Genomic DNA, 13,391 nt, shown 5'->3' with positions numbered 1-13,391 from the left:
GACGAGGATCTTCAGATTAATCCCTCCGCTGCAGTTTTTTCATACCAGCTGATCGTGTTTCTCAGGCCCTCCTCAAAAGATGTCTTTGACCGGAAATCAAACTCTTTTTCCGCCCGGGAGACATCAAGACACCGCCTTGGCTGTCCGTCTGGTTTTGAGGTGTCCCAGTGGATATCGCCATCGTAGCCGGCGAGGTCAGAAATGAGAGTGATCAACTCTTTTATGGTAATTTCTCTGCCTGAACCAAGGTTCACCGGATCGGCTTTTTCATATTTTTCGGATGCAAGGATAATTCCTTCAGCTGCATCTTCGACATAGAGAAATTCGCGGGATGCACTGCCGTTTCCCCATGCTTCAATATATCGGTCACCATTGTCCCTTGCTGTAACTACTTTTCTGATAATGGCAGGAATGACATGGGAGTGTTCGGGATGAAAATTATCTCCCGGCCCATAGAGGTTCACGGGAAGGAGATAGATGCCATTGAACCCGTACTGTTGTCTGTATGCCTGGGTCTGAACCAGGAGCATCTTTTTTGCGAGGCCATAAGGGGCGTTTGTCTCCTCGGGATAACCGTTCCAGAGATCTTCCTCTTTGAATGGTACTGGTGTATACTTCGGATATGCACAGATTGTACCGACCTCGACAAATTTATCAACACCCGCTAACCGGGCTGCTTCAATCAGTTGAATGCCCATCATCGCGTTGTCGTAAAAGAGGTTTGCCGGATATTTTTGATTGTACCCGATTCCCCCGACACGTGCAGCAAGGTGAATGACAATGTCAATGCCTTCAACTGCCTCTGTACAGCCCTCCCACTCTCGGAGGTCGAGGTCTTTGCTTCTTGGTATTCTGATATTTTCTTTCTGTACACCTTTTAGCAGAAGTTTTTCGATGAGGAAGGTGCCGAGGAATCCGGCTCCGCCTGTTACTAATATATTTTTGTTATCCCAGAATTCCATTTTAGTCACCATGCCACCATTTATCCGGGAAAACCTTCTGAAGAATTTCATCCCCCTCACCTGGTGGAGTTAAACCATAAGCACGGAGATCAGCATCGACCATTATTCGAACAAGGTCATAAAATTTAATTTTTGGTGTCCATCCCAGTTTTTCTTTACTTTTTTGTGTATCGCTGATCAATGATTCGACTTCGGTAGGCCTGAAATATTTTGGATCGATTTTGACATGTTCGTTGGTATCCAAACCTGCGTATGTGAACGATTCTTCAACAAATTCTCTGACTGAGTTGGTCTGTCCGCTCCCAATAACAAAATCATCAGCGTCGTCCTGCTGCAGGATACGCCACATGCACTCGACATATTCCGGGGCAAAACCCCAGTCCCGGCGAGCGTCCAAATTTCCAAGATAGAGGTATTTTTCCTTTCCGGAAAGGATTCCTGCTATTCCACGGGTAATCTTCCGTGTGACAAATGTTTCACCGCGACGAGGTGATTCATGGTTGAAGAGAATGCCATTGGCGGCAAACATGTTGTACCCGTCACGATAATTTTTCGTCATCCAATATGCGTAGACTTTCGCACACGCATACGGGCTTCTTGGCCAAAATGGCGTTTTTTCATTCTGGGGGGGAGGTGTTGCTCCAAACATCTCGCTGCTTGATGCCTGGTAGAATTTTATCCCATTTCCGCTCTTCCGTATCGTTTCCAGGAGGCGGGTCGTTCCGAGGCCGGTTACAGACCCGGTATATTCAGGTGTATCGAAGCTCACCCGCACATGGCTCTGAGCACCGAGGTGATAAATTTCGTCTGGTTTGATATTGTAGACGATATTGGATATCTGCTCACAGTCTGAGAGGTCGCCGTAATGAAGAAAAAGGCGGGCCCCGGGGTCATGGGGATCTTCGTAGATGTGGCCAAGCCGTGAGGTGTTAAAAGTGGATGATCGTCTGATCAGGCCATGCACTTCATAACCCTTGTGGAGCAGTAATTCTGCAAGATATGAACCATCCTGGCCCGTGATTCCAGTAATTAATGCTGTTGTCATATTTTCACCCGGTCTGATGGTCTATACATATCAAATTGTATAAATAGTTGTTCTCCATTTTTCCGGGCACCCTTGCTGTACTATTATATAAATATGTCTGCATATTTGTTGGCATTTCTTTACGTTTCTTCATTAAAAATAAATGATGGCCTATTTTTTGTCTTTAAATTGCAATAATACTCACAATATGGAGGTTATTTTGGTGGAAATTATTACCATATTCCGCTCTGCTATTTTCGTAACAATATTTAATGATATCTGTCGCTGGGCCGGGGGTGGTTCTGATTGTCGCACCGTGAGCACCATAATTTCCCCGATGTCCTCAATGTGACATAACCGGTGTATAGCGGAATTTATGGTATTTTCTTTAGGATATGTTCAGGATTGTAATGTTTCAATTTTTGAACTGTTATATTCAGTTTCCCGTACGCCAAATCCGATGTGATGGTGGATATATGAGGTTAATCAGGTACAATGTGATGATACAGATCAGGTGGTGGGGGCGTATGATGTCGCTACCGTTCACCAGGCGTCGAACATGAACACAGAAGAGTACGTGGGGCGTATTATGGAGATGTCTGGTGAAATTTGAGAGCATGGTGATGAAACTGCAATCGTTCGATCATTTTATTCCCGCTATCCCGGACTGAAGAAAACCCGAAAGGCTTATTGCCTCATATGATAATCTCCCGAAGAATATTTGACTGACTGAATCCCTCGCGTATTTGGGCATACTCCATTGATGAAACATCAAAGATGATTCTCACTGACTCCGGGACAGGGGGGCGGGTCTCTGGCGGCGGGATATGCTGAAGTACCCTGCATACGGCTGCGGGAGAGCACCGGGTGCGCTGAGACATTGGAAGGTGGGTGGAATGAGCCGATTGGGGCTGATTAAACGAAGATTGTTGAAATATTCCATGAAATACCATCGAAAAGGATGGAAACCCCCGGTATATTGGTAAAGGAGATGCTGTAGGAACGATGCCTTCTGAAATGCTCTCTATTCACTGTTGAAGGGTTGCTTATGAACAGGGAATACCATGAATTATTGAAAAACCGGCCGGATTTATGGGATCATTTTTCAAGAAAGGAAGAATACAATTCTGCATTCAGGGATAAGCATGATCGTTTCCCCTATTACCTTAGCAAAACAAGAGACATTTTTCAGCCGGACGTATCCAGATTTCTGATAGATTCAGGGTACAAACCTGAATATCCTGATGGCATGAGATTTGCAGTCTGCCTCACTCATGACATTGACTTTGTTTACCGGGGCGTTCCCGAACGAGGGTTTCATGTAGCACAATCTCTGTATAGAAAAAACAAAAATACCTTTTCAAGGTCTATCAAAGACGTATACAATAAAAGAAATCCTTTGTGCAATTTTGAAAAAATTATGGATATGGAAGAGAATTATGGCGCAAAATCAAGTTTTTATTTTCTTGCCTTAAAACCCGGAGATAAGGATTATTCATATGATATTCTGGATTTAAAAGATGAGATCAGAAATATCCCGGGGAGGGGATGGGAGGTGGGACTTCACGGAGGGCATACGGCATATAATTCCTATGAACGGATTTGTGAAGAAAAAAAGAGACTGGAGGATGCCCTTGGTTCAGATGTAGTCGGATATCGGAATCACTATCTCCACTTCCGGGTGCCGGATACGTGGGAATATCTGAGCCATGCCGGATTTATGTATGATACCACCTTTGGATATGGCGATTGTGTGGGCTTCAGGAATGGGATGTGCCATCCTTTTCTACCATACAATCTTGAGTCAAAAAAATATGTTGGGATTGTCGAGATCCCCCTGATTGTCATGGAAACCTCGCTCTTAGATCCGTATATGCGTCTGGACACAGAGGCTGCCCTGAAAGTGGTGCGTTGCCTTATAGACTCCACAGCAGAGTGCCGGGGTGTCTTTACGCTCCTCTGGCACAATGACTCTCTGGTGGATGACCTGCCTGAGCAGATGATGTACAGGAAGATTCTGGAGTACTGTTCTGATAAGGGCGCCTGGATGACGAGCGGGGAGGATATTGCAAAGTGGTGGAAAAGTAATGGGTAAATCAACCATTGAAGCCAGAGTTCTGGAAGAATCCGAATACTCAGTTTGGGATGAATTGGTAGAGAATTCTGTCCAGGGTACGATATTTCATACCAGTGACTGGCTGGGTCTTTGCAGTGAATCGTTTAAAGCTGAACCAAAAATATTCGGTTGCTTTAATGATAAAAATGAATTAATGTGCGGGTGCTCACTATTCATTTATAAATCAAAAGGTATTTTTAAAAATGCAATTTCAACGAGTGTAATGACACCATACGGTGGTTTTGTTTTAAGGCCGTCTAATAGCACTAAAATTCGAAAAATGGAAGAAGATTACTTCCTTTGCATTCATAGTCTGGAAAAATTAATTCGGAATCAAAAGTATTTATCCACAATTATTACGAATTCTCCTGACATATTGGACGTCAGGCCGTTAACATGGAATAGATGGATAAGCAGAGTTTTTTATACGTATTATCTTGACCTGAATTCTTTTGATCTGAACAATGCCTCAAGAGAGATTAAAAGAGAGATTACGCGTGCGACGAAATCCGGTATAAGCCTCCAAAGCATCAGGAATGCAGAGATTCACAATACTTTGTTTCAAAAAGTATTTGAGCGGCAAAATCTTCTGCCACCTGCAGATATTACTGCATTTAATAAAGTGATTGAACACATAAACCGGAATAAAATTGGTGACATGTGGATTGCAAAAAATCAGTATGATGAAATTATCGGGTCACAAATCTGGTTGTGGGACACAAAAAGAGCATATATATGGAGTGTTGCCTCTGATCCGGATTTTAGAAACAGCGGAGTGAATATTTTCTCAGTATATACTATTCTTCAGGAATTATGCAGCAAAGGTTTTGGGGAAGTAAATATGATGCAGGGAAATATTCCGAATCTGGCAGAATTTGCTGCCAAATTTAACCCAAAGCTGGTTCCATATTACAGTGTGGAGAATTATTCATCAATTATTGAGCTTGCAATGAAAATCAGGAGGAAATTCTGAATTGAATATTTTTATTTCACGCACCACATGTACGTCTCAAAAAGGGCCCTGACTATTGGTTTAGGGGTGGTTACCATTATTATTATAATTATTACTCAGGGAATGTCTCCAATAATGCCGGCATTTCTGAGTTCAAAACATACTATTGCAGGGATAGCGGAAGACGCTCCAAGAATTGTTCCCTCACAATTGAAACGGAACCTTTCCGGATTATACGAAAAATTGAATAATACCGAAAATCTGCATTCTTTGTGCAAAAAAAAGAATATTCCATATTATTATTTAACCAATGAAAATCAGGACCTTTTTGCGTCCTGGGTTCGATCGAAAAACCCTGATATTATCGCTGTATATTCAATGTCTCACCTGTTGAATGAAAATATTCTTTCCATTCCGAAATGTGGTGCAGTCAACCTGCACCCATCACTCTTACCCTCATATCGGGGGCCAAATCCGTTTTTTTGGATGTATTACAATATGGAAAAATCTGGGGGGGTTACTGTCCATTTTATCAGTAAAGGAGAGGATAATGGGGAAATAATATTTCAGGAATGGTATGATATTCCGCCCGGGAGTGATGGACCGGAACTGAATAACAACATGATCAAAACGATTGGTGTTCCTCTTTTCCTGAAGGCAATAGATGCGATAGAAAGGGGGGATGCTCCGAAAATTATTCAACCGGTACATAGCCCTACATTACGGGCGAGGCAGATATTATCCGGGGAACAAAAAAATATCATTGACTGGGAAAAATGGGATATTGAACGTATCTGGCACGTATTAAGGGGGTATGCAAAATACATGGATCTTATCGAACCGCCAGGTGGTATTTATGCTGGCCAAAGGTGGGATGTGGGTGAATATCAAAAAGATAATGCGGATGATATGGATAAAGGAGTGATTATCAAATTATCTGATGGCTATTGTATTGCTGGAAATAATGGAATAATTCAATTATCGGTCGATTATCGTGCCAAAAATACATTATACTGGGTATTTAATCAGGGTCTTCACTGTTTTAAGTGGTTTAAATACTAAGTGTGCCGCTCTCACTCAGATTCACCCGATTGCGGCGGAATAAAATTTGAAAGGTGCATGTATTTGGAAAACACCCCATGAATTCTCCTCATTTTGCTTTACCTTTCAGAAAAAAATGATATTCTGATGATAAAACGTGCATTTTATTCACGAATTTTATCTACCTATTCGATTCACTTCCGATTTGGTAGAAATGTACAGGGTGAAGCATCCCGGGAAACATCAGGGGGGCTAAGTTGCATACCGAAAATCCGTATCCGGGCAACCGGGATATACTGGTGACCTTTCCGGCATGGCGTTTCATCGGTTCCCGGTGATGCTACGTCTGAGAAACATACCGGCTCTCTGGATCGTACCATATAATCTTCAGTAACGCGTTTGATTTGTATTTCATACCATTATCTGGAACACATATGATGCGGGGAATGTCCATCTTATTTGCCATGATGAAGAGCAACTATCATGAGAGGGGCAGATCCATCTGTTTCCTCGCCAAACAGAATCAGAATCAGGCAGATTATGCAGTCTCCCCGTATTCGACGCGGGATACCCGGGAAAGAAGAAGAGTATCGATGCCGGTGTTCAGATGATGCCAGATCTTCTCTGGAGGCATTATACGCTTACCAGGTGGTTTGGCACTATTCAGGACGGACAAATTCAGAATCCGTGATGTGTATTCAATCCAGAGGTAACGGTGTATTTCTTTGATCTAATAGGGTGCCGTCAATAAACCGGAGATTATGGATGTTTGAGGCGGGCTGAGATCGTTCTTTATTCACCGTAGGTTACGATAGGAAAATGGTTGGCACCTGTCGTAAAAACCTATATATATGTAAACTATGATAAAGGAGACCCAAACGCTGACAAAAAACTTCAGCACATCTTTGAAAGGGGGGGAATGAATTAAGAAAGGCGGCGTCATTAGCATGGGCTATCTGAGGATTCCCAAAGCTGTGCTCGTTTGAGAGTGCACCGGAATTTGAAAGTGCATACTAAATTCCGGTGTCTTTCAAAGAGTTCAGGCTACAGGACCGGAACGTCAAATCTGGTGAGAAAATTCCTGAAGGGCACAAGGATTACATGGGTCTTGTGCCCGAACCGTTCAAAAAACTCTGCAGTTGTGACCGCCCATTATTATGGATGGTCGGGATGTGGTGGATCCTGATGCATGGATTGAGTGGGGGTTCGGAATGGGGAATTGGAAGAGGCAAGAGAGTATGCCATTCGGGAACGATTTATTGAAAAAATTCGATTGACAATGAGTGGATGACTACTGAAAATTGATTTTACGGTAAAAAGGAGAAATGGCTAAATGAAAGTTTTGCTGCTTGCCGGGGGTTATGGCACGAGACTGAGTGAAGAGACAGAAGTCCGGCCAAAACCGATGGTGGAAATTGGGGGAATGCCCATTATATGGCACATTATGAAAATTTATTCCTATTACGGTTTCAATGATTTCGTTATATTACTTGGGTATAAAGGGTACCAGATTAAAGAATATTTTGCTAATTATTTTCTTCACCAGAGTAATTTGACAATTGATGTAAAGACCGGCCAGATGCAGGTGCATTCCAATTCCAGTGAACCATGGAAAGTCACCCTTATTGATACCGGGCTGAATAGCATGACAGGTGGCAGAATCAAGCGAGCTCAGGAGATAATCGGGGATGAGCCGTTTATGGTTACGTATGGCGATGGGGTGGCTGATATAAATATATGCAAATTATTGGAGTTTCACAAATCACATGGCAAAGCCATGACAATAACATCTGTCCAGCCGGATGGAAGATTTGGGGTTCTGAAAATTGAAAATGGTACTAAAGTCGTAAATTTTGTGGAGAAGATAAAAGGGGATGGTAACAATTGGATCAATGCAGGTTTCTTTGTGTGCGAACCAGAAGTGTTCGATTACATTGAAGGTGATGATACCATATTTGAGCAGGATCCGTTGAAAAATCTTGCAAAAGATGGTGAGATAAATACCTATATGCACGAAGGATTTTGGAAACCTATGGACACTCTCAGGGATAAATTCTTACTCCAGGATCTGTGGGAAACCAATAAAGCCCCTTGGAGAGTCTGGTAATGGAGACTCTTTTTGGTGGCATTTTCAAAAATAAGACGGTATTAGTCACCGGTCATACCGGATTCAAAGGCTCCTGGTTAGTTTTTTGGCTCAATCAACTGGGAGCAGATGTGGTGGGCTACTCACTTTCCGCTCCAACAAATCCCAATCATTTCGACCTGCTCCACTTGGCTATTGAATCAGTTACCGGAGATATCCGGGATGACAAAAACCTTGACTCTGCCTTTCGTAAATACCAACCGGAAATTGTCTTTCATCTCGCTGCCCAACCGATTGTCAGACTTTCATACGAGAAACCGGTAGAAACGTACGAGACAAATGTTATAGGGACCCTTCAGGTTTTTGAAGCGTGCAGAAAGCATAACGTCAGGGCAATAGTCAATGTGACCAGCGACAAATGCTATGAAAATAAGGAGTGGGTCTGGGGCTATAGAGAAAATGATCCCATGGGTGGTTATGACCCTTATAGTTCCAGTAAGGCGTGTGCAGAATTATTAACCAGCAGTTATAGAAACTCCTTCTTTAATCTTAAGGATTATAAAAATGTTCATACTACCCTTTTGGCAAGTTGTATCGCAGGAAATGTTATCGGTGGTGGTGACTGGGCAAAAGACCGATTAATGACAGACATCATGCTTTCTGTTTCTCAAAATAAATTAATTCATATCAGAAATCCAAATGCAACCAGACCCTGGCAGCATGTGCTGGAACCTCTGAGTGGATATCTGCAGATTGGACAAAAGTTACTGGAGGAAAAGACAGAGTTTGCAGACAGGTGGAATTTTGGCCCCGGTGACGGGAAAAGTATGTCCGTTAAGGAAGTTGTAGAAAATGTAAAAAAATACTGGAATGACGTTAGTTTTGAAATAAGTCCCGCAACAGAGCAGCTTCATGAGGCAAATCTTCTCAGGCTGGACTGCTCGAAATCTCAAATAAAACTCAACTGGAGGAGTGTGTGGGATAGCACGACGACGTTTGAAAAAACCGTGAACTGGTACAAAAGCTATTATGAGAATGGTATAATCGAGACACAGGAGAATCTCGAATCATACATACATGACGCAAAAGAGAAAAAAATTGAGTGGGCAGGGTGATTTGAATGGAGAGAAAAGAACAGATTAAAAAAGAGATTTTTGAAAAAGTAAAAGAATATTATGCTGAAGTTCATCAACCCGCCTTTTGTGCTCCTTTCATCGAAGATACAAGCCGAATTAATTATGCAGGGCGTGTCTTTGATGAAAAAGAAATGATAAACCTTGTCGATAGTTCATTGGATTTTTGGCTCACCTATGGAACATACTCAAAAGAATTCGAAACCCGATTTGCCCAATATCTGGGTGTCCGCTGGGCATTCCTTGTAAATAGTGGTAGCTCAGCAAATCTTCTTGCATTTTTTACGCTGACCTCTCCGCTGTTGAAAGAGCGACAGATAAAAAGAGGTGATGAAGTTATAACGGTAGCAGCCGGATTCCCGACTACCGTATCTCCTATAATACAATACGGAGCCATCCCGGTTTTTGTGGATGTGGAACTTGAGACTTTTAATATCGATACGGCGCAACTCGATAAAGCGCTAAGCCCTTTGACGAAAGCGGTTATGGTGGCCCACACGCTTGGCAACCCCGTTAATCTGGATGTCATTAAAGATTTTTGTGATGAGCACAACCTATGGTTTATCGAGGACAATTGTGATTCACTGGGATCAAAATACGATGGTACATTCACGGGTGTCTGGGGTGATATCGGTACGAGCAGTTTCTATCCTCCTCATCACATGACAATGGGAGAAGGGGGGGCAGTGTATACCAATAACCCCCTGCTCAAAAAGATTATGCTGAGCATGAGAGACTGGGGGCGTGACTGTTACTGTGAGAGTGGTATGGACAATACCTGCAATGCACGATTTTCTCAACAGTTTGGAACGTTGCCCTGGGGCTATGATCACAAATATGTGTATAGCCATTTTGGGTTTAACCTTAAAGTCTCAGACATGCAGGCGGCAGTTGGGCTCGCTCAGCTGGAAAAATTACCCGGCTTTACAGAGAAACGAAAAGAGAATTTTGCTGCACTATACAGTGGTTTACGTGATCTGGATCATTATTTTATCCTTCCCAAAGCTGGACCAAAAAGTGAGCCGAGTTGGTTTGGCTTTATGATAACGCTTAAAAATGGGCTGAAATTCACTCGAAATGATCTCGTTGAGTATCTGGAATCTCATCATATCCAAACCCGGAACCTGTTTGCCGGAAATATCCTTCGCCAACCTGCATTTGACACGATAGGTAAAGACCTTCATTACCGGGTAATTGGTGGTCTGCCAAATACGGATAAGATAATGAATGACAGTTTCTGGATTGGGGTTTATCCGGGTATGAGGCCTGAAGCATTACAATACGTGGTAAAAAAAATACGGGAGTTTGTAAAAAAATATGAGTAATAAAATAGTGCAGAAACATCTGCTCCGGTCGGGATGATGATAGTTCATGAACTGATGTCGCCGCCTCCCCGTGTTTCATCCCTTCAGGATAGGGGGAGGGGAAACGGAAGGCATACTGTTCGATCTGCCCGGTGTGAGTTTCTCTTTCAGAATATCCCGGCTGATAATTCTGTAATTCATTTTTAAGATCCCGTGCGTTTCGAGTTGCAGATATATTTATATTGTGGTGCGGTCATGATTGCTCGATGATTGAAGGTGTACACATAATTCCCTTGAAAACTATTCTCGATGAGCGTGGCTACATCAGACATCTGATGAAGTCAACGGATCCATATTTCAGCGGATTCGGCGAGATTTACTTCTCTGTAATCTATCCAAATGCGATAAAAGGGTGGCATGTCCATAAAAAGATGGAACTGAATTATGCAGTAATTTATGGAAATATTAAATTGGTGCTCTATGACGGACGGGAGCATTCACCGACTCGCGGAGAAATTCAGGAAATTTTCATGGGGGAGGAGAATTATGTACTTGCAAAGGTACCGCCTCACGTGGTGAACGGATTCAAGGCAATCGGTGACACAAAGGCAATCGTGGCCAACTGTGCATCAATTCCCCATGATCCTGACGAGATTGAGCGCCTCGATCCCTTTAATGAAGAGATTGGGTATGACTGGAATATCAGGAATAGCTAAATGTATTGAGTTATACCATCCGGATGAAGAAACGGTATTCTTATCCCTGATACGCATGACTTTACCGGTTACTACATTGAGCGTATACTCAGGCACTTCCCTGATTATTTTTCCCAATTTATTTCCTGCATCTGCACCATTATTCATATCACTATAGTGAAGCTATTTAATCGGAATTGTTGCTGATAAGCTGAAATGGTATTCTGTATCCATTCTTTTACCGGTAATATGAATTGATCTCGTCATGTCTCCCCGGTTCATTTCCCTCCGTGAGAAATCTCTGAACTGCAGAACGACTCAGATGTTTTTGGGCATCAGAGAGATCAGTAAAAAATGGTTTCTTGGTCTGCCACACGCCTGATAATTCTGATTTTGCACCTTATATCCGGAAGAATGGTTGAAATACTGATTTTTGTGGTCCTATTTGTTGATAGCTCCTATACATGGAAAGATCTGTTATGGTGAAATCACATTTTATGCTGCTATTCCTGTTCTCACGCAAAAATCCCTTAATCTGGGTGAATTGTTTCATACTCTCATCTCCCCGCTCAGGATTGAACCCCCGGTGATTCGGCAGCTCCCATATGTATTCATTAAGGGTGGAAAAAAGGCTGCAACAATTTAACGGAGGATAAACAGGTGCCGAACAAATTGGCTGTGGGAGTTTTGAAATCAAAATCATAATTATTCATGTTATTTCATTATCCCATGGATCAATGAAATAAAGTCATCATAGTATTTTTCAGGAGTAAAATCCTGTATGTAGCGATTATGCCCGTTACAAGCTCGCCTTTCGCGTTCGGAAGGATTATTCATAATTTGAATTAATTCCTGAGCCATATCGGCAGGATCATTTGAAGAGACAAATACATCGTTATCTATGTCAAAAAATTCATTTAAAACCGGATTATTCATTGTAAATACGGGGATTCCCATTGCCATAGCATCAATTATTTTATTGGTAAAGACATTTTTGGACTTTTCAGAACTACCAAAATTACCCAATGCAAGGTCACAATGGCTGACTAGATGTTCTTCAAGTAAACCATTCGTGAAATTTTTATCCGTATAAATGGTAACAAATTCCTGGATCGATAAGGTTTCAATGATCCCTTTATAATTCTCTGCTTCCGGTGAATCAGTCCCTAATAAATCCAGGTGAATACGAGAATTTTTTTGAGCAGTTATTTTAACTGATTCTAATATATTTTCAATTCCATGAAGCGGGATCCAGGTTCCCCACCAACAAATTCTAAAGATATCCGATTGAATTGGATTTGCATATTTTCTTCTTTCCACGGCCAATGGCAATATTGCATAATTATTTCCAAGTTTTGCTCCAACCATCTCAGAAATATGTACCAATTCACTTTTTGTAGGGTGTGTCACCAATCTGGATTTCTCGATAATGAGCCGATCCAGCATTTTTAAATAAGCGGGGGAATTTAATGTTCTCTCTATTACACTATGTTCATTGACGCCCCGATCGAGACTGGTAGTATAAATTGAGATATACAGGTCGGAGAGAATTGGTTTTCTGAAAAAGATATTGAGAAAATAGAGTGGCAAAAAATATCTGTGGTTCATGGGCATCATGTAAACTGCATCGGAAAACGGAAGTTTCTGCAAAAGTTCAATCCAGTAATATAATTCGCTAATAAATACTATGAAAATTCTGGCACATATATTTCTATGATTGTGACTGAATGGATATGCTTTTGATATAAGAATTACATTTAGCTCTTTATTTGGGTCATAATCCATCAATTTTGTCATAATGATGGGGCTACGGTATGGACCATTAATATCCCCGATGCACAGTAAGTTTTTATACATGTCAATCAATAAACGCCGGTTCAATACGTGATTTCTCAATATATTATGGTTTATGACATAATCGTCAATTGATTTTTTTGGATATGCGATTTTGTATGATAATATCCCGCTTTAGGGACTTATAGTATAAGAAAATTTCGACAAATTTCCGTTACAACCGGTAATTCTTCATAATGGTATTCTCCCTGCCGCCAAATGGTTAAACCGTTCCTGTTGTTTTA

Annotated in this window: 10 protein-coding genes; 7 read left to right on the top strand and 3 right to left on the bottom strand. The window is 41.8% G+C overall.

Going from position 1 to position 13,391, the window contains the following annotated elements; all coding sequences use genetic code 11:
- Window positions 1-11: 11 nt before the first annotated feature.
- Both L1S32_RS04210 and gmd read right to left on the bottom strand, forming a co-directional pair.
- Window positions 12-962, bottom strand: coding sequence for a GDP-L-fucose synthase (locus L1S32_RS04210; protein WP_278156396.1), 951 nt, complete (start codon window positions 960-962; stop codon window positions 12-14).
- 1 nt (window position 963) lies between these two features.
- Window positions 964-2,007, bottom strand: a complete 1,044-nt coding sequence (gene gmd / locus L1S32_RS04205; RefSeq protein ID WP_278156394.1) for a GDP-mannose 4,6-dehydratase — start codon at window positions 2,005-2,007, stop codon at window positions 964-966.
- Window positions 2,008-3,412: 1,405 nt separating this feature from the next.
- Here gmd and L1S32_RS04200 point away from each other — a divergent pair.
- The 7 genes from L1S32_RS04200 (at window position 3,413) to L1S32_RS04170 (ending at window position 11,334) form a co-directional block, all read left to right on the top strand.
- Window positions 3,413-4,081, top strand: a complete 669-nt coding sequence (locus L1S32_RS04200; RefSeq protein WP_278156392.1) for a polysaccharide deacetylase family protein — start codon at window positions 3,413-3,415, stop codon at window positions 4,079-4,081.
- Entirely contained in the window at window positions 4,074-5,075 is a 1,002-nt protein-coding gene (locus L1S32_RS04195; protein ID WP_278156390.1) for a GNAT family N-acetyltransferase, read from the top strand. Before L1S32_RS04200 ends, L1S32_RS04195 begins: the two co-directional genes overlap by 8 nt.
- Before the next feature lie 27 nt (window positions 5,076-5,102).
- Window positions 5,103-6,116 (top strand): formyltransferase family protein, encoded by a 1,014-nt coding sequence (locus L1S32_RS04190; RefSeq protein ID WP_278156388.1) that lies wholly within the window; start codon window positions 5,103-5,105, stop codon window positions 6,114-6,116.
- Window positions 6,117-7,428: 1,312 nt separating this feature from the next.
- Complete coding sequence (rfbF, locus tag L1S32_RS04185; RefSeq protein WP_278156386.1) at window positions 7,429-8,202, top strand: glucose-1-phosphate cytidylyltransferase; 774 nt, start codon at window positions 7,429-7,431, stop codon at window positions 8,200-8,202.
- Complete coding sequence (gene rfbG, locus L1S32_RS04180) at window positions 8,202-9,296, top strand: CDP-glucose 4,6-dehydratase (protein ID WP_278156384.1); 1,095 nt, start codon at window positions 8,202-8,204, stop codon at window positions 9,294-9,296. The genes rfbF and rfbG overlap by 1 nt, the downstream gene beginning before the upstream one ends.
- A gap of 5 nt (window positions 9,297-9,301) precedes the next feature.
- On the top strand, window positions 9,302-10,639 hold the full coding sequence (rfbH, locus tag L1S32_RS04175) for a lipopolysaccharide biosynthesis protein RfbH (protein WP_278156382.1): 1,338 nt from the start codon (window positions 9,302-9,304) through the stop codon (window positions 10,637-10,639).
- 245 nt (window positions 10,640-10,884) lie between these two features.
- Window positions 10,885-11,334 carry a dTDP-4-dehydrorhamnose 3,5-epimerase family protein gene (locus tag L1S32_RS04170; protein ID WP_278156380.1) on the top strand — a complete coding sequence of 150 codons (450 nt, stop codon included), beginning with the start codon at window positions 10,885-10,887 and terminating at the stop codon, window positions 11,332-11,334.
- A 693-nt stretch (window positions 11,335-12,027) separates the two neighbouring features.
- Here L1S32_RS04170 and L1S32_RS04165 read toward each other — a convergent pair.
- Complete coding sequence (locus L1S32_RS04165; protein ID WP_278156378.1) at window positions 12,028-13,110, bottom strand: glycosyltransferase; 1,083 nt, start codon at window positions 13,108-13,110, stop codon at window positions 12,028-12,030.
- Between the last annotated feature and the right edge of the window lie 281 nt (window positions 13,111-13,391).

The sequence above is a fragment of the Methanogenium sp. S4BF genome, assembly GCF_029633965.1.
Taxonomy (GTDB): Archaea; Halobacteriota; Methanomicrobia; order Methanomicrobiales; family Methanomicrobiaceae; genus Methanogenium.
The sequence above is the reverse complement of the archived record's forward strand: the minus strand, read 5'-3'. Positions and strand labels throughout refer to the sequence as shown.